Here is a 17,834-nt window from a genome sequence, read left to right on the forward strand (position 1 = left end):
GCTTAAAACTCATAGTCGACACTGGCGGTGAGCGTGCGCCCGGCGCCCGGAATGCCGTAGAGCTGGAAGCCGTCCAGGGACGCGCCGATCTGGCTGTAGTAGAACTTGTTAAACACGTTGTTCAGGTTGAGGTTGACCGTGGTTTGCCTGGTCACTTTGTATTGCGCAGCCACGTTGTTGAGCCAGTAGCCGGGGGCCTTTTCGTGGTCACGGGTGTAGATCGCGTACACGCCGGACGGGCCGGTGGCGTAGCTGCTGTTGTTGTTCAGGCCGCCGACGTATTTGTTGTCGCTGTAGCGGCGGCGTCCTACGTATTGCGCGCCGTAACTCAGGCTCAGGTCGTCGGTGACGGCGTAGGTGGTCCACAGGTTGGCGGTCAGGTCGGGAACGTTCTTGGCTTCCTCGCCTTTGTTGGCCCCTTTGGTCTGGGTGCTTTTCAGCGCGGAGAACCCGCTGTACACCGTCCAGCGCGGACTGATATTGCCTTGCAGGCCCAGTTCCACACCGTCTACGCGCTTGGCGGGGAGGGCGCGTACCGGAGCGCTTTCGCCGTCCTGGTATTCCCAGGAGTTGTCCAGTTCGGTGCGGAAGATCGCGGCGGTGACGTTCAGCAGGTCGTGGGCAATGTCCCACTTGGTGCCGATCTCGTAGGTCTTCGACTTGGCCGGGGTGTAGTTGCTGGTGCTCGCGGCGCCGTAGATCTGGTTGTTGGTCGACGCACCCAGGGCTGACGGTTGTGCCGCTTCGCTGTAGGACACGTAGATGCTGCCGTTAGGCAACGGCTTGTACACCGCGCCGACCCGGCCGCTCACGGCACCGTCGGTGCTGTCGATGGACGCTTGGCCACGCTGGGTGGTTTTGGCCTGCCAGTTGTCGTAGCGCAGGGAGCCGAGCACTTGCCACTGTTCATTCAGGGTGATGGTGTCACCCAGGTAGATGCCGGCGTTGTCGATCACTGAGCGTGGCTGGCCTTCACCCTTGGTCACTTCGCTGCTGGCGAAGCTGTGGTTCGGGTCGTTCATGTCGAAGAACAGGTCGCCGGCTGGCACTTCGGCGTTGCGTTTCAGGCCGCCGTAGGTCTCGTGATAGAACTCGAGCCCGCTGACCACCGCGTGTTCCAGCCCGCCGGTATTGAGCTTGAAGGCGAAGTCGGTCTGGTTGTCGAGGATGGTATAGCGCGTCGACTGGCCGAAGTCGCTCCCTCGCAAAATACCGTAGGCGGTGTTACCGCTGTTGGCGTATCCCGGGTAGGCATTTACCGTGCTGCCGGGCACTTGGCTGATCGGTCCTACGCCGGTGTAGCCCAAGGTCGCACAGCGCGTGCCGGTGCAGGTTTTTTGGCCATTGCCGTTGGCGGCGAAGAAGCGCGCGGGCGAGAGCACCGCGAAGTTGTCGGTACGCTCCCACTTGGTCTGGTTCTTCAGGGTCGCTTCGTTCCAGTCGAAATCATGCTCGAAGCGGGTGGTCAGCGAAGTGGTTTTGGTCTGCTGGGTGTACAGGTGCGAGTCGCCATACCAGTTGGAGCGCTTGACTCCCGGCATGCGGTCGCCGTCGGTGCCGCGCTGGATCGGCACGCCGCCGTCCGGCGTGTTGTCGTCCTTCTGGTAGAAGGTGTCGATAAACAGGCGGGTGTCGGTGCCCAGGCCGAAGCCGAGGGAGGTCGCGATGCCCCAGCGGTCGTAGTCCACGTCGTCACGCTCGGCCACCTGGTTGTAGTGCTTCATCAGGTTGATGCGCAGGGCGGTGGTGTCATTCAGTTGTTGGTTGAAATCGCCGGTGAGGCGGCGGTAGCTGTCGGTGCCGATGCCGGCCGAGAGTTTGTTGGCATCCCCCAGATGCGCCTCTTTACTCACCAGGTTGACGCTGCCGCCTACCGCGGAAACGCCGGATTCGATCGAGCCGGTGCCCTTGAACACTTCTGCCTGTTGCAGGTTGAAGGTGTCGGTGCGGGTCGATTGGCCGGCATCGCGCACACCGTCGACGGTCAGGCTCTGCTCCGAGGAAAACCCGCGAATCGAAAACAGGTCGCCCCAGCCCAGGTTGCCTTCGCCGGACATGAAGGTGATGCCCGGCACGTTGCGCAACACTTCCTGCAAGGTCTGCGCGTTTTGCTCCTTGAGCACTTGCTGCGGGACGATGGTTACGCTTTGCGGGGCATCAAGCAGCGGCTGGCTGATTTTTGCCGAGGTCACCCGGTCGACTTTAAAGGCGGAAGTGGCTTCACCGTCGATCTTGATTTCCGGCAGGCTCAGCACTGAATCATTCGACGCCGCCACCGGCGCATCGGCCCAGGCGGTGGGAGAAACGCTGCCGGCGGCAAGCAGGCCGAACATCGGCGCAAGGGTAGATTGCAGCGACAGGGCGCGCGGGGTAGGCAATGGCATTCGGAGTGACCTAGGCTAAATTACAATTAATCTCATTTAGATTCGGTAGTCTAAAGACCGATACCGGCCGCCATGCCGTGGCTTTGTAATGTGGATGCGTGATTACCGCTTCCCACAACATTCCATTACATTTGCGCGTACTCCTGGCTGAAGTTTCGGCTATCTCCTGCCTTTTGAGTTTCGGACGAATTGCCCCATGGCCAAGCAAGACCACCTGCTGATCGTTGATGACGACCCGCAAATCCGCCAATTGCTGTGCGACTACCTGAGTGACGCCGGCTTCCAGGTGTCCACCGCCGGCGACGGCAAGGAAATGCGCCGCCGCCTGGCGCTGAATGTCATCGACCTGATCGTCCTCGACCTGATGTTGCCCGGCGAAGACGGCCTGAGTTTGTGCCGCGAATTGCGCGTCAGCTCCAACACGCCGGTGATCATGCTCACCGCCAAGGGCACGCTGATCGACCGGATCGTCGGCCTGGAAATCGGCGCCGACGATTACCTGCCCAAGCCGTTCGACCCGCGGGAGTTGCTGGTGCGGATCAAGGTGGTGCTGCGGCGGGTGCAGAGTTTTCCGGACCGGGCGCGGCTCGATGAAGCACCGAGCATCAGCTTTGCCGGCTGGCAGCTGGACACCCGGGCCCGCCAATTGCTTTCGCCGGAAGGCGTGGTGGTCAGCCTCGGCAACTCCGATTACCGGGTGTTGCGCCTGTTGTTGCAGCATCCCAACCGGCCGCTGAGCCGCGACTTTTTGCTCAACCACGTGTTCGACAAAGACAGCACGCCGTTCGACCGCTCGATTGATGTGTGCGTCAGCCGACTGCGCTCGCAGTTGCCGGCCGGGTTGATCAAGACCGTGCGCAACGAGGGTTACATGCTCACCGCCGACGACGTGGCGCTGCAATCGTGAAACTGCTGCCGCGTTCGCTGTTCGGCCGGCTGGTGCTGATCCTGGTCAGCGGCATGCTCGCGGCCCAGGCCCTGACCAGCAGCATCTGGTACGACATGCGCCACGGCCAGGTGCTGGAAATCCCCAGCCGGCTGATCGCCACGCGGCTGGCGGACGTGGTGCGGCTGGTACACAGCGATCCGGCGCAGGCGGATGTGCTGATCAAGCTGCTCGATACGCCGCGCTTTCGCCTGACCCTGAGTGACCAGGCCAGTGATGTGACAAGCAGCATCAGCGACAGCGACCAGGCCACCGAGCGCTTGCTGAATAAAGTGCTCTCGGAGAAAACCGGCTACACCCAGAACCTGCATCTGTTGAGCCTCAAGTTGCTGGATGCCGAGGGCCAGCATGCCGGGCTGTCGACTCTGCTCAGCTCCAGGCCTGTGGTGGGGCAATTCCTGATTGACCTGCGTTTGCCGGACGGGCGCTGGCTGCAGGTGCAGGCCACCGAGGAACAAGGCTGGACCAGTACTTCCCCGATGGACTTGCTGTTCGATTACGTGATGCGCATTTATCTGCTGCGGGTATTGGTGCTGGTGATCATTGCCCTGGTGGCGGTGCGCCTGGCCATTCGCCCGCTCAACGCCCTGGCCAAGGCTGCCGAAGCCTTGGGCCGGGATATCCAGCGGCCACCGCTGGCCCTCGATGGGCCCACCGAAGTGCGCCGCGCCGCCCAGGCGTTCAACGCCATGCAGCAGCGGCTGATCGCCAATATCGCCGAGCGCACGCGCTTCCTGGCGGCGATTTCCCACGACCTGCGCTCGCCCATTACGCGCCTGCGGTTACGTACGGAAATGCTCGACGACAACCGCACCAAAGAACGTTTTCGCAGCGACCTGGAAGAAATGGAGCACATGGTTTCCAGCACCCTGGACTTCGTCAGCAGCGGCGAAATCAACGAGAAGCGCCAGAACATCGACATCAACGCCTTGCTGCAAAGCTTGCAGGCGGACCTGCAGGACGTGGGCGAGACGGTGACGATAGAAGGGCGGGCCAAACAGCCATTGCCGGGGTATGCCCGCAGTCTCAAGCGTTGTGTGCAGAACCTGCTGGAGAACGCGGTGCGTTATGGCTCCGAGGTGGTGGTGCGGGTAGAAGACAAGGCGGACAGCTTGAAGATCGTCATCAGCGACCGTGGGCCGGGGATTCCCCAGGAGCAACTGGAACAGGTGATGGAGCCGTTTTACCGGGTGGAAGGCTCACGCAATGTGGAAACCGGTGGTTACGGGCTGGGGTTGAGTATCGCGCATACGATCGCCAGTGCCCATGACGGGCGGTTGAGCTTGAGCAATCGGGAGGGTGGGGGGTTGGAGGTGGTGTTGGAGTTTCAGCGCAAATCCTGGCCTTGAAATGCAGGCTAAATGTGGGAGCGGGCTTGCTCGCGAAAGCGGTGTATCAGTAACAGAGAGGTTGACTGACACTGCGCTTTCGCGAGCAAGCCCGCTCCCACATTTGGATGTGCAGTGTTTCGAGAATCGGGTTTCTTAACTCAAGCCCCGTGGCACTTCTTGAATTTCTTCTCGCTGCCGCACGGGCAAGGATCGTTACGACCCACGTCCTTCAACGTATTGCGCACCGGCTCCTGGTGAGCGTGGCCGCAGTTCGGGCCGTGGACATGGCCGTGGTCGTGATCATGATGATCGTGATCGTGGTTGCAGTCAGGACCATGGACATGGGGTTGCTGAGTCATCGATGTCGCTCCGGAATAAAATCGCCGGGGATTATCTCGCCATTGCGCAACACCTGCACGTCGTTCCCGATAAATAAACCGGTTTTCAACTCGCCTTCAAGACGATAGGGCACGGGATTGCGTGGATTTTTCAGCATGTCGACCACATCGCGGATCTGCGGCCACAGGTTGGTGCGCACCGATACCCGGAAAAAAGCGTGGCTGTGGGGTGGCACGGTCAGCCATTCGTTGGACTCGCCTTCGGTCAGCACCATCGTGCCGAGGCTGACCTTGTAAACCAGGCCGCGTACGGTCAGGTCGTTGTCGTCGCGGTTATCCACGCGGAAATACAGCTTGAACTTCTGCTCCAGCAACTTGACCCGCACGGGGTCGACCTTGACCAGACGCACCTCGGGGGCGGGCGTATCGTCGGCGAACCACGACGCGCAGCCGGAGAGCCCCAGCATCAATGCCAGCAGAAGGCTGTAAGTCCTGAATACCCGCGCCTGAGAAACCATGCCGTTACTCCGTGTGAAGAGTCAGCATAGCAAGCGAGAGCCTGTCGGGTATCAATGAATGTCAGAGGTAGCCGGAACAGCACTTCTTGAATTTCTGCCCGCTGCCACACACGCAGGCGTCATTACGCCCGGCCTTCACGTCCACTGTCGGGTCGATAAAGTACCAGTGTTCATTGTTCTGTACGAAAGATGAGCGCTCGCGGTGGCTGTGTTCGCCGGTGCTGTCATGCCAGCGAGCGGTAAAGGTCACGAAGGCGTGTTCCGGCTGGCCGCCGAACACCTCGGAGCTTTCCACTGAAAGGCCCAGCCAGGTGCTTTGGGCGCTCCAGGCGCCGATGGCGGTGGTGTCCAGCCCGGCTTGCTGCGCAGGCAGGGTGGTTGCCACCAGGTAGTCCACCAGGCCCAGCACATAGGCGCTGTAGCGCGAACGCATCAAGGCTTCGGCGCAGGGGGCCGGGTGGCCGGCGTGATAATGACCGCAGCAGGCATCCAGCAGGTTGCCACTGCCGCAGGGGCAAATGGATGTACTCATCGGGTTACCACCAATACTTTCCGAAATTTTGCGGGTTGGCCCAGAAGCGGGCATTCAGCCAATCCGGCACCTGTTTATAGTCAAGCAGATCATAGGTAAACAGCGTCAAAACCTGATCGTCGCGCTGGAAACGCTCGCTGGCTTGCAGGGCCAGGGAGAAGAAATCGGTGTCTTTCCAGTGGCAGGCCTCCAGGTCCACCAGCACCGCAATGCGACTGGCATTGAGGTTGCGGATGCCCCCCAGCAGGGTCAGGCCCGCAGGTTTTGACAGGTGTTCCAGGCAACCGACCGCCAGTGCCAGGTCAAAACGCTGGGCCGCGAGGTCGGTGGGCAAGGGACCGGGCTCGGCGAAGGACACCACGGTATCCGGGTGTGCTTCCTTAAAGGCATCCAGCGCCGGGAACTGGCTGGCGCCCAATAACAACAGGCGTTTGGGCGCGTGAAGATCAAGCAGCGCAGCGAGCGCTTGCTGGGGTGTACGGGAAGAAATACCGGCAGTCATCGAAGATCCTCACATCAGGACCGTAGAGACTAGCCTGCCTGAGCGTGCGGGCCTAGAGCGGGCGGCGAGAATAAACCGCTCGGCCCAATGAATACTGGGGTGTGACACGCTGGCGCAGATGAAAAGAGCCGTCTTTACTCCACTCGTCGGCCCCCGCCGATCCCCTCAGGAGAAAGTCAGATGAGCATCATGCGGACAGCTCTACCCTTGGTTCTGCTAACCGGAGTATTGACAGGTTGCGCAGGCTTGCAAAAAACCGACTGGCCCACCTGTGCCGCCGTCGGCGGTGTGACCGGTGCTGCCATTGGTGCGACCCAAAGCTCGTCCTATGCAGGCTACGGCGCACTGCTGATTGGCGGCATGGCTGGCGCCTATTGCTGGGTGCATGGCGACGGTGACGAGGACGGCGATGGCGTACCGGACAGTCGCGACAAGTGCCCTGGCACGCCAAAAGGCGTGCAGGTCGACGCCAATGGCTGCCCTCCGGTGCCGGTAGCGGTGGTTCAAGAGGAAGTGGTAGTGGTCAAGGAAGAAACCATCGTGATTCGTGACGTGCACTTCGAGTTCGACTCCGCGAAGCTCACGGCTGCCGACAAAACCAAGCTCGACGTGATTGCCACCCGCCTGAAAAAAGAGGCCCCGAGTGCGCAGCTGCGCGTCAGCGGGCATACCGACAGTGTCGGTAAAGATGCCTACAACCAGAAACTCTCTGAACGACGCGCTCATTCGGTGACCGACTACCTGGTCAGTTCCGGCATCCCGCGCAGCAGTTTTGTCTCCGTGACCGGCGCCGGCGAAAGCCACCCCGTAGCCGATAACAAAACCGCTGATGGCCGCGCGCTGAACCGCCGCGTGGAAATTCAGATCAACCGCTGACCCCGCCTCAAGGCCCCTGTGGAATCCCCAGGGGCCCCTTCATCAATTTTTTAATCCTTCACTGGCACAACGCCTGTAGAAGTCGTTACTGTGCGCCCAAAGAATAATGTGCAAGGGGAGCGTGCGGGATGAAGGTGTTTTGGGGGCTGGGTAAATTCTTGACGTTGCTGTTCTGGGTCGTGGTGGTGGTCAACCTGATCACACCGCTGATCAACCCGTTCCACCTGTTGGTCAACCTGGCCGGCAGCCTGTTGTTGCTGACCCATGTTCTGGAACTGCTGTTGTTCAACGGCAGTGTGAAAACCCGTGCCCATCCCTGGCGTGACCGCTTGCAGATCCTGCTGGTGGGTATGTTCCATGTGCAGAGCTTTTCGACGCCGACACCGGCTAATGATGTAAACAAGGAGGCCAATCATGCGTAAGGTTTTTCTGTTGGCCCTGCTGGTCAGCCCCATTGCCCTGGCCCAGAGCGTCAGCGTCGAGACCAACTCGTTGATGCGCCTGCCCAACAGCAGTGGTGTGTTGCAACTGGAGCGACTGGACGTGGCGGATTACGGCACCTTGCTGATTCCCGCCAATATCACCCAGGTGACCGTGGATGAACTGCACCTGGGCCGCGACGCGCGAATCGCCATCGTGCCCGGTAGCACCACGTTGCAACTGCAGGTGCGTCAGGCGCAGCTGGAGCAGGGCAGCCAGATCACCTCACGCGGCGCTCCCGGTACCCATGAGCGCCCGGCCAAGGCGGGGCGTGACCTGGTGTTGCGGATTAACTCGCTGACGGCCGATGAGCTGTCGGTGGATGCCCGCGGTGGCGCGGGTGCCCAGGGTTATGCCGGGCTGGATGGTGCCAACGGCGAAGACCCTGGCTGCACCTGGGGTTCGGCCGGGCGCGGTGCCAATGGCGACAACGGCGGCGACGGGCTGCCGGGCGCGGCGGGCGCGCAGGTCCGTGTGGAATTGCCGCAGGACTTCCCGGGCGAGAAGATCAAGGTCTGGGTGGACGGCGGAGCCGGCGGTTTGGCGGGCACGGCGGGCAAGCCGGGTAAAGGCGGGCAGTCCAAGGGGTGCCTGGTGTACCGCGCGGATGGCGGCGAAAAGGGCCGGGCCGGGTTGGAAGGGCAGCCGGGGCCAGCGGGGCCTGCGGGTGCTGTGACCATTCAGAGGCTCTGAGGCGACTGGCCTGACGCTTTCGCGAGCAAGCCCGCTCCCACATTTGAAACGCATTCCAAATGTGGGAGCGGGCTTGCTCGCGAAAGCGGTCTACTAGGCGCTTCAGAACATCGGCCGTGCCGAAGCAATCGCCACCAGCACCAACCCCACTATCAAGTTGATCCCCACCAATTTACGAATCTGCCCCAAGGCCGCAGCCCCGGCCGGCCAATCCTCAGCCGCCACCGCCACGCGCAGCTCCGGCAACTTCAGCGCCTGAATCCGGATAAACAGCGCCGTCATCACCACATATAGCCCCATCATGACCTGTACATAACGCGGCGCGGTCTCAAACCCGCTGAAGCGCAGTTGCAGCAGGCCGACACCGCTGATCGGCAACACCAGCACCGCCACCCAGACCCATACGAAAAAACGTTGAAACACATTTACCCAGAGTTTCAGCCGGGCCGGCCCGTCCAGCGCGGCCATGGCGGCGGGGCGCAGGATCATCCAGGCGAAAAACATACCGCCGACCCAGATCAGGGCGGCCAGTACATGCAGGGTGTAAGCGAAGCTAAAGACGGTCATTGGGGTACTCCGTTCTGCGCGGGATTAATTAGCGGGGTATGATAGCGGCCGATCCGAACCACTGAAAATTTATCCAGCGTTTTTTGCGCCCGACTATCCATGATCAGCACTGAACTCAAAACCACGATCCAGGGCGCCTACTCGCGTTTTCTCGAAGCCAAGAGCTTGAAACCGCGGTACGGCCAGCGCCTGATGATCGCCGAAGTCGCCAAGGTCCTCGGGGATATCGACACCGACGACGAAGGTCGGCGCAGTGGCGACCCCGCCGTGGTGGCCGTCGAGGCCGGCACCGGTACCGGTAAAACCGTGGCCTACAGCCTGGCGGCGATCCCCACCGCCAAGGCCGCCGGCAAGCGCCTGGTGATTGCCACCGCCACCGTCGCCCTGCAAGAGCAGATTGTCTACAAGGACCTGCCCGACCTGATGCGCAACAGCGGCCTGAATTTCACCTTCGCCCTGGCCAAGGGCCGTGGGCGCTATATGTGCCTGTCCAAGCTCGACGTGCTGTTGCAGGAAGGTCACGCGCAAACCGCCACTGCCTCGCTGTTCGAAGAAGAAGGCTTCAAGATCGAAGTCGATGAGGTCAGTCAGAAGCTGTTTACCAGCATGATCGAGAAACTGGCGGGCAATAAATGGGACGGCGACCGCGACAGCTGGCCCAATGCCCTGGAAGACGCCGACTGGGCGCGCCTGACCACCGATCACAGCCAGTGCACCAACCGGCATTGCCCCAACTTCGGCCAGTGCGCCTTCTACAAGGCCCGGGAAGGCATGGGCAAGGTAGACGTTATTGTCACCAACCATGACATGGTCCTCGCCGACCTGGCCCTGGGGGGCGGCGCCGTGTTGCCCGACCCGCGCGACACACTCTACGTGTTCGACGAAGGCCATCACCTGCCCGACAAGGCCATCGGCCACTTTGCTCACTACACGCGGCTGCGCTCCACCGCCGACTGGCTGGAAACCACGGCCAAGAACCTCACCAAGTTGCTCGCCCAGCACCCGCTGCCGGGCGACCTGGGCAAGTTGATCGAGCAGGTGCCGGAGCTGGCGCGGGAGATCAAGACCCAGCAGCAATTCATGTTCAGCGCCTGCGAGCAGGTGGCGGACTTCAAGCCCGGCGAAGATGTGGAAGGCCGCGAACGGCCGCGCCATCGTTTCGTTGGCGGGCTGATCCCCGAGCACATGCGCGAAATGGGCGTCGAGCTGAAAAAGGGCTTTTCGCGCCTGACCGACTTGTTCACCCGTCTCACCGATTTGCTCAAGGAAGGCATGGATGGCGAGGTCAATATCGGCATCGCCAGCAACCAGGCTGAAGAATGGTACCCGCTGTTTGGCAGCCTGCTGTCCCGTTCCCAGGGCAACTGGGAGTTGTGGACCGCCTTTACCGTCGAAGACCCGGAAGACAACCCGCCCATGGCCCGTTGGCTGACCCTGTCGGAAAGCGGTGCGCTGTTCGATATCGAGGTCAACGCCAGCCCGATCCTGGCGGCGGAAATGCTCCGACGCAATCTGTGGAACGTGGCCTACGGTGCCTTGGTCACCTCGGCTACGCTGACGGCCCTGGGCACCTTCGACCGCTTCCGCATGCGCGCCGGGCTGCCGAAGAAGGCCGTCACCGCCGTGGTGCCCAGCCCGTTCCATCACGCCGACGCCGGTGTGCTGCGGGTACCGGACCTCAAGGCCGACCCACGGGATGCGCCGGCACATACGGCGGCGATCATTCGTGACCTGCCATCATTGGTGGAGGGCTCACGGGGCACGCTGGTGTTGTTCTCGTCCCGCAAACAGATGCAGGACGTGTTCGACGGCCTCGACCGTGACTGGCGCAAGCAGGTGTTTATCCAGGGCAACCTGTCGAAACAGGAAACCCTGAACAAGCACAAGGCGCGGGTGGATGGCGGCGATTCCAGCGTGCTGTTCGGCCTCGCGAGTTTCGCCGAGGGTGTGGATTTGCCCGGTGCCTACTGCGAACACGTGGTGATCGCCAAGATCCCGTTCTCGGTGCCGGATGATCCGGTGGAAGCCGCGTTGGCCGAATGGATCGAAGCCCGGGGCGGCAATCCGTTCATGGAGATCTCGGTGCCGGACGCTTCCTTGAAACTGGTCCAGGCCTGCGGCCGCCTGCTGCGTACCGAAGAAGATCGCGGCACCATCACCTTGCTTGACCGGCGTCTGGTTACCCAGCGCTATGGGAAAGCTATCCTGAATGCTTTACCGCCGTTTCGGCGGGAAATTTCTTAAGGCCCAGTGGGCGAATTCGCCCACTTTGTGGTCTATCTCACCATCGCTTCACGTCATCAGGCCAGTCACCGGCCGTTTGGGAGAACCTTGTTCACATGATTCGCACGCTGCCCGCTGTTTTTGCCCTGTTGTTTGCCGCGCCATTGCTGGCTGCGCCTGCCGGGCAACAAACCTTGTTCAACTTTGTACGGCCCGCCGATGTGGTCAAGGTGGCGACCCAGGACGCCAGCCTGCCGCAATACAACGCCGAACAAACCGCTGAAGGCGAAGTGCTGCGCCGTATCACCTTCAACCCGGCGGCCGAACCGAGCCTGGTGCTCAGCCCGCAGACCGGCGCCTGGGACTGGTCGCAATCCGGTGCCATGAGCCTGCGAATTCAAAGTGCGATGGACTGGGCGCTGACCCTGCACGTCAAGGTGCAGAGCAATGACGGCCGAACGCTGTTCAGCCGTATCGACCTGCCAGCCGGTCCCGCGCAAACGCTGTTGATTCCGCTGCAAGCCAACTCGCCCCTGAGCCAGGGGATGAAGGCCGGCCCGCCGATGCCGATCACCGTCGATGGCCAGCGCGTGCTGCTGGCCAGCAGCGAAGGGGAGATCGACCGCAGCCAGATCGTGTCGGTGACCCTGTCGATGATCAAGCCGAACGTTGCCCAAAGCATCTTGCTCGAACGCTTTGGCGTGCAGGACATCGCGCCGGTACTCAAGGCTACCTACAGCGATCTGGTGGACGCCTATGGGCAGTCCACCCGCGCCCGGTGGCCGGAGAAAGTCAGCAGCGACGAGCAGTTGAGGGCCGCAGCGGTCAAGGAACAGCAACAGCTCAAGGGCTGGCTGGCCGAGCGCGACAAGGCCTCCCTGGACAAATTCGGCGGCTGGAACAAGGGCCCGGCCTTTGACGCCAGCGGCTTCTTCCGCACCGAGAAGCGCGACGGGCGCTGGTACCTGGTGACACCGGAAGGCCATCCGTTCTACTCCCTGGGCGTCAATACCGTCGCCCCGGACAACAGTCAGACCTACGTGGCGGGCCGCGAATGGATGTTTGCCGCGCTGCCCAAGGCCGGCGAGCCTTTCGACAAATACTACGGCAGCGGTGACAGCCGCAGCGGCAATGGTGCCGATCAGGGGCGCAGCTTTAATGTCGGCCGCTGGTACGACTTCTATGGCGCCAACCTGCAGCGTACCTATGGCCAGCCGTGCGTGCCGCCGGCACCTTGTGCTCCGGAAGGTTTCGACCAGAAACGCTGGGTCAGCCACACCCTCGACCGCCTGCGGGCCTGGGGTTTCAATACTGTCGGCAACTGGAGTGCGCCGCAGCTGGCGACCGCCGACCGCGTGCCTTACACCTTGCCACTGTCGATCGTCGGTGATTACGCGAGCATCAGCACCGGCACCGATTGGTGGGGCGGCATGCCCGACCCGTTCGACCCGCGCTTCGCCATGGCCACCGAGCGTGCGGTGGCAATTGCCGCCCGTGACCATCGCGACGACCCGTGGCTGATCGGCTTCTTTGCCGACAACGAACTGGCCTGGGCCGGTCCCGGTGATGATGCGAAATCCCGCTACGCCCTGGCCTACGGCACCCTGCGCATGACCACCGACGTGCCGGCCAAGCGCGCGTTTCTCAAGCAATTGCGCGACAAGTACCGCAACCAGGAGGGGCTTTCCAGGGCCTGGGGCATCGAGCTGCCCGCCTGGGAACTGATGGAAGACCCGGGCTTTGTGCCGCCAATGCCAAGCCCGGAGCACCCGGAAATCGAAGCGGACTTCAAGTACTTCCAGAAGACCTTTGCCGACGCCTACTTCAAGACCATCTCCGATGCATTGAAATGGCATGCGCCCAACCAGCTGTTGCTGGGTGGCCGATACGCGGTCAGCACGCCGGAAGCGGTGGCGTCCTGCGCGCAATATTGCGATGTGCTGAGCTTCAACATGTACACCCTCAAGCCTCAGGACGGCTACGACTTCGCGGCCCTCCGGACGTTGGACAAGCCGGTGCTGATCACCGAATTCAACTTCGGCTCGGCGGACCGCGGCCCGTTCTGGGGCGGCGTGACGCAGTTGGCCCGGGAAGAGGATCGTGGGGTTGCCTACGCCAACTTCCTGAAGCAGGCCATGGCCGAGCCGTCGATCGTCGGCGTGCATTGGTTCCAGTACCTGGACCAGCCGGTTACCGGCCGTTTGCTTGACGGCGAAAACGGCCACTTCGGCCTGGTCGGCATCACCGATGTGCCGTTCCAGGGGTTTGTCGACAGTGTGCGCAAAAGTAACCTGGCTGCCGTCGATCAGCTGGGCAAGGAGGCCGAAAAGGCCAAGGCTGACGCAGCGGTCCACGCCGGTGAGGGCGGCAAGCCCGGGCGTGAAGGCAATGCAGCAGCGCCGGGTGCAGAGCATTCCGGCGGGCATTCCGGCAAAGGTCATTGATGGGGGCTGATCGACGAGAGCGGGTTCACAAATCGCTCAATGGCTGGAACAATGTCGGCCACTTTCTGTAGTACTTTTCCAAGGGGGCTTAGGTGCAGATTCAGGGTCATTACGAGCTTCAATTCGAAGCGGTGCGTGAAGCCTTCGCCGCGCTGTTCGACGACCCTCAGGAACGTGGTGCCGCGCTGTGCATCCAGATTGGCGGCGAAACCGTCGTCGACTTGTGGGCCGGTACCGCCGACAAGGACGGTGCCGAGGCCTGGCACAGCGACACCATTGCCAATCTGTTCTCCTGCACCAAGACCTTTACGGCCGTCACGGCGCTGCAACTGGTGGCCGAAGGCAAGTTGCAGCTGGATGCGCCGGTCGCCAAGTACTGGCCGGAGTTTGTTGCCGCGGGCAAGGAAGCCATCACCCTGCGCCATCTGCTCTGTCACCAGGCCGGGTTGCCGGCCCTGCGTGAAACGCTGCCCGCCGAAGCCCTGTACGACTGGCAGATGATGGTCGACGCCCTCGCCGCCGAAGCGCCATGGTGGAAGCTCGGGGAAGGGCACGGTTATGCGGCGATTACCTATGGTTGGCTGGTGGGCGAGTTGCTGCGCCGCGCCGACGGTCGTGGGCCGGGCGAGTCCATCGTGGCCCGGGTTGCACGGCCACTGGGCCTGGATTTTCATGTGGGGTTGGCAGATGAAGAGTTTTATCGAGTTGCCCATATAGCCCGAGGCAAGGGCAATGTTGGCGATGAGGCGGCACAACGTTTACTTCAAGTAACGATGCGCGAGCCGACGGCGATGACTACCCGTGCATTTACCAATCCACCGTCTATTCTGACCAGCACTAATAAACCCGAATGGCGGCGTATGCAGCAGCCAGCGGCAAATGGTCACGGTAATGCGCGAAGTCTGGCGGGTTTTTATAGTGGGCTGCTCGACGGTAGTTTGCTGGAAGCCGATATGCTCGAAGAGTTGACCCGCGAACACAGTATCGGCCCGGATAAAACCTTATTGACACAAACCCGGTTCGGGCTGGGTTGCATGTTGGATCAACCGCACGTGCCAAACGCCACGTTCGGCCTTGGCCCACGGGCCTTTGGGCATCCCGGGGCCGGTGGTTCGGTGGGGTTTGCCGATCCGGAACATGATGTAGCCTTTGGTTTCGTGACCAATACATTGGGCCCTTATGTACTTATGGACCCGCGGGCGCAAAAGTTGGTAAGAATATTGGCCGGTTGTCTGTAAATAGCTTGCTGTCTTGCGTTTTTTTGTTACAAAGGCACATACAAAAAGACGCTAGGCAAAATGTTGTAACTTTAATGTTCCAAAAGCGTCTGTTTAACGGGTCATTCAGGCCCCTGGTTTTTTCTCATTTTGTGGATATCTCATGTTATCGAACAAGTCCTTGGCACTGGCGCTATGCCTCACTATTACTGGCTGTGCACAAACCCCACAAAATGATGCCGAGGGCGGGCATTGGTGGTCATTTGGCTCCGATAAGGCTGCTACCAAGGACGCAGTGAGCCAGGCCGACACCAAACCGGATGCCAAGCCGGCGGTCGCCGCCAAGGCGCCAGCGCCGGTAGCACCCGCTGCTGCTGCTGCACCTGCACCGGTTGCGAAGGCGGATACCGGCTCGAGCTGGTGGCCGTTTTCGTCGAAAGCCGACGACGCCAAGGCAGACCTGAAGGCCGACCTCAAGGCGGCAACGCCTGCCTCCGGCGCACCGGCTGATGCACCGGCCGCTGCACCTGCCGTTGCCAAGACGGATACCGATACCAAATGGTGGTGGCCGTTCGAAAGCAAGCCAAAGCCATTGGCCAAGGTCGACGTCGCCAACATCCCGATGCCTGATCCAAAAATCACCCAGGCCTGGCTGGACGACTACGAGCCACGCCTGCGTCTCGCGATCAAGGACAGCAACCTGCAACTGGAACGCCGTGACAACGTATTGGTGGTGATTGCCCCGGTTGATGGCTCCTACAACCCGAAACGCCCGGCGATGTTGCTGCCCGTGACCCTGGGTCCGTTCACCCGTGTTGCCAAGGCCGTTGAAGGCGATCCGAAGACCGCCGTACTGGTCCTGGGCCATGTAGATACCTCGGGTGCCGAGCCGGTGAGCCAGGCCCTGACCAAGGAACGTGCACAGTCCATCGCTTCGATCTTCAGCCTCAGCGGCCTGAAGCAGGACCGCCTGATGCTGCGTGGCATGGGTGACCTGATGCCGCGTGCCGCCAACGACAGCAACCAGGGCCGCGCCCTGAACCGTCGCATGGAAATCATGTTCACCCAGCGCACCACCATGCTGGCCCTGTTGAGCAAGTACAACTCGGCCAACCCGCCGAAGGCTGAAATGGTCGCTGTGCAGGACGTTCCTGCTCCAGCCGCTGCTCCGGTCAAAAAAGCTGCCGCTCCGGCGAAAAAAACCGTCGCCAAGAAAGCTGCCGCCAAGCCGGCTGCCAAAAAGGCCCCGGCCAAGCCTGCTGCTAAAAAGCCAGCACCTGCCAAGGCCGCCGCTCCAGCTGCTACCAACGACCAGGCGAAGAACTGATTATTTGAGCAAGAAGGATAAAGCCGCATGACCCAGGCACTGGCCGATATGCGCCGTGACTACACACGGGACGGTTTGAGCGAGGCCCAGGCCCCGGATGAACCGTTTGCCTTGTTCCACCAGTGGTTCGCCGACGCGGTGAAAACCGAACAGCCACCGGTGGAGGCCAATGCCATGACCCTGGCTACGGTGGACCAGGACGGTCGCCCGCACTGCCGGATCCTGCTGCTCAAAGGCCTGGATACACAGGGCTTTACCTTCTTCACCAATTATCAGAGCGCCAAGGGCGAACAACTCGCGGCGCGACCGTTTGCCGCCATGACCTTCTTCTGGCCGACCCTGGAGCGCCAGGTGCGCATCGAAGGTCGGGTGGTCAAGGTCTCGCCCGAGGAGTCGGATGCTTACTTCCAGGTCCGTCCCCTGGGTAGCCGCCTGGGTGCCTGGGCTTCACCGCAAAGCCGGGTAATCAGGGACCGCGAAGAGTTGCAGGCGCTGCTCAAGGCCACCGAACAACGCTTCAGCGATACCCAGCCTGATTGCCCCGAACACTGGGGTGGTTACCGCCTGCTGCCGGAGCGCATCGAGTTCTGGCAAGGCCGCGCGAGTCGTTTGCACGACCGCTTGAACTTCCGCTTGCAGGGGGCCGACTGGACCCGTGAGCGCCTGGCGCCCTGAGCCCACCTTTCGTCACCTCGCCTGAATGTAGCGCTGCACGCCGAAGTCTCTAGTCAGAGGCCTTGGATGGGTAGCGCTGCGCTGCGTTATGCGGCCGTTAGCTACAATGATGACAGCGTCCATCGAGATCCTGAGGGAGGTGGGATTGCTACCGTTCGTCGAGTTTTTCGGTACAGGTTCTCTGTACTAAGGCTGAATGAAAACAATTTTCTGCCCGGCATGCCGTGACAGGCGGCAAGCCACAGCGGTTTAATGGATACCTGTCCTTTGGAGTTGATGCTATGCGTAAGTCCGTTTTACTAGTTGCCTGCTTTACCACCCTGTCGCTGCTGCTGGGTGGCTGCGCCTCGAGTCTGACCGGCGACTCGTACTCCCGTGACGAAGCTCGTCGTGTACAGACTGTTCGCATGGGCACCATCGAATCCCTGCGTCCGGTGAAAATCGAAGGCACCAAGACCCCAATCGGCGGCGCTGCGGGCGCAGTCATCGGCGGCGTTGGCGGCAGCGCCATCGGCGGCGGCCGTGGCAGCATCGTGACCGCCGTTATCGGCGCAGTCGCCGGCGGCCTGCTGGGCTCGGCCACCGAGGAAGGCCTGACCCGCACCCAGGGTGTTGAAATCACCGTCCGCGAAGATGATGGCAGCATGCGCGCCTACGTCCAGGCGGTTCAAGAGAACGAAATCTTCCGCATCGGCGACCGCGTCCGCATCATGACGGTGGACGGAACCAGCCGCGTTACTCGCTAAGGGTAAGGTTGCAGGAAAAGAAAAACCCCAACCGG

The 17,834-nt window shown here is 61.7% G+C and carries 17 protein-coding genes; 11 read left to right on the top strand and 6 right to left on the bottom strand.

The window, feature by feature from the left end; genetic code table 11:
- Window positions 1–2: 2 nt before the first annotated feature.
- Window positions 3–2,384 (bottom strand): TonB-dependent siderophore receptor, encoded by a 2,382-nt coding sequence (locus tag HX801_RS30200; RefSeq protein ID WP_003213690.1) that lies wholly within the window; start codon window positions 2,382–2,384, stop codon window positions 3–5.
- A 196-nt stretch (window positions 2,385–2,580) separates the two neighbouring features.
- Here HX801_RS30200 and HX801_RS30205 point away from each other — a divergent pair, with 196 nt between their 5' ends.
- The gene (locus HX801_RS30205; protein ID WP_003213692.1) at window positions 2,581–3,291 is read left to right on the top strand and encodes a response regulator; all 711 of its coding nucleotides are present in this window, start codon (window positions 2,581–2,583) and stop codon (window positions 3,289–3,291) included.
- Complete coding sequence (locus HX801_RS30210; protein WP_087694265.1) at window positions 3,288–4,679, top strand: ATP-binding protein; 1,392 nt, start codon at window positions 3,288–3,290, stop codon at window positions 4,677–4,679. Before HX801_RS30205 ends, HX801_RS30210 begins: the two co-directional genes overlap by 4 nt.
- A gap of 140 nt (window positions 4,680–4,819) precedes the next feature.
- On the opposite strand, the gene HX801_RS30215 is transcribed toward HX801_RS30210, so the two are convergent.
- From HX801_RS30215 to HX801_RS30230, 4 genes are all read right to left on the bottom strand, one after another.
- Window positions 4,820–5,020, bottom strand: coding sequence for an SEC-C metal-binding domain-containing protein (locus tag HX801_RS30215; protein ID WP_003213695.1), 201 nt, complete (start codon window positions 5,018–5,020; stop codon window positions 4,820–4,822).
- A complete protein-coding gene (locus HX801_RS30220; protein ID WP_177023314.1) occupies window positions 5,017–5,517 on the bottom strand; it encodes an LEA type 2 family protein in 501 nt (166 codons plus the stop codon). The genes HX801_RS30215 and HX801_RS30220 overlap by 4 nt, the downstream gene beginning before the upstream one ends.
- 61 nt (window positions 5,518–5,578) lie before the next feature.
- Complete coding sequence (locus tag HX801_RS30225) at window positions 5,579–6,049, bottom strand: YchJ family protein (RefSeq protein ID WP_177009888.1); 471 nt, start codon at window positions 6,047–6,049, stop codon at window positions 5,579–5,581.
- Window positions 6,050–6,053: 4 nt separating this feature from the next.
- Entirely contained in the window at window positions 6,054–6,551 is a 498-nt protein-coding gene (locus HX801_RS30230) for a DUF6231 family protein (RefSeq protein WP_008432105.1), read from the bottom strand.
- Between the two features lie 180 nt (window positions 6,552–6,731).
- Here HX801_RS30230 and HX801_RS30235 point away from each other — a divergent pair, with 180 nt between their 5' ends.
- From HX801_RS30235 to HX801_RS30245, 3 genes are all read left to right on the top strand, one after another.
- On the top strand, window positions 6,732–7,427 hold the full coding sequence (locus tag HX801_RS30235) for an OmpA family protein (RefSeq protein WP_008432103.1): 696 nt from the start codon (window positions 6,732–6,734) through the stop codon (window positions 7,425–7,427).
- Between the two features lie 128 nt (window positions 7,428–7,555).
- Window positions 7,556–7,849 carry a DUF1145 domain-containing protein gene (locus HX801_RS30240; RefSeq protein WP_087694264.1) on the top strand — a complete coding sequence of 98 codons (294 nt, stop codon included), beginning with the start codon at window positions 7,556–7,558 and terminating at the stop codon, window positions 7,847–7,849.
- Window positions 7,842–8,600, top strand: coding sequence for a hypothetical protein (locus tag HX801_RS30245; RefSeq protein WP_003213707.1), 759 nt, complete (start codon window positions 7,842–7,844; stop codon window positions 8,598–8,600). Before HX801_RS30240 ends, HX801_RS30245 begins: the two co-directional genes overlap by 8 nt.
- A gap of 102 nt (window positions 8,601–8,702) precedes the next feature.
- Here HX801_RS30245 and HX801_RS30250 read toward each other — a convergent pair whose 3' ends face one another.
- Window positions 8,703–9,167, bottom strand: coding sequence for a CopD family protein (locus HX801_RS30250; RefSeq protein WP_003213709.1), 465 nt, complete (start codon window positions 9,165–9,167; stop codon window positions 8,703–8,705).
- Between the two features lie 99 nt (window positions 9,168–9,266).
- On the opposite strand from HX801_RS30250, the gene dinG reads away from it, so the two are divergent.
- From dinG to HX801_RS30280, 6 genes are all read left to right on the top strand, one after another.
- Complete coding sequence (gene dinG / locus HX801_RS30255; protein ID WP_008432096.1) at window positions 9,267–11,411, top strand: ATP-dependent DNA helicase DinG; 2,145 nt, start codon at window positions 9,267–9,269, stop codon at window positions 11,409–11,411.
- 95 nt (window positions 11,412–11,506) lie between these two features.
- Window positions 11,507–13,834: a beta-galactosidase gene (locus tag HX801_RS30260; protein ID WP_177023315.1), complete on the top strand. Its 2,328-nt coding sequence runs from the start codon at window positions 11,507–11,509 to the stop codon at window positions 13,832–13,834.
- 92 nt (window positions 13,835–13,926) lie between these two features.
- The gene (locus tag HX801_RS30265) at window positions 13,927–15,072 is read left to right on the top strand and encodes a serine hydrolase domain-containing protein (RefSeq protein WP_177023316.1); all 1,146 of its coding nucleotides are present in this window, start codon (window positions 13,927–13,929) and stop codon (window positions 15,070–15,072) included.
- Between the two features lie 142 nt (window positions 15,073–15,214).
- Complete coding sequence (locus HX801_RS30270; RefSeq protein WP_023659118.1) at window positions 15,215–16,378, top strand: OmpA family protein; 1,164 nt, start codon at window positions 15,215–15,217, stop codon at window positions 16,376–16,378.
- Between the two features lie 27 nt (window positions 16,379–16,405).
- Window positions 16,406–17,053, top strand: coding sequence for a pyridoxamine 5'-phosphate oxidase (pdxH, locus tag HX801_RS30275; protein ID WP_003211693.1), 648 nt, complete (start codon window positions 16,406–16,408; stop codon window positions 17,051–17,053).
- A 281-nt stretch (window positions 17,054–17,334) separates the two neighbouring features.
- Entirely contained in the window at window positions 17,335–17,799 is a 465-nt protein-coding gene (locus HX801_RS30280) for a glycine zipper 2TM domain-containing protein (RefSeq protein WP_003189251.1), read from the top strand.
- Window positions 17,800–17,834 lie beyond the last annotated feature (35 nt).

It is taken from the genome of Pseudomonas sp. G1002 (assembly GCF_013385455.1).
GTDB lineage: Bacteria > Pseudomonadota > Gammaproteobacteria > Pseudomonadales > Pseudomonadaceae > Aquipseudomonas.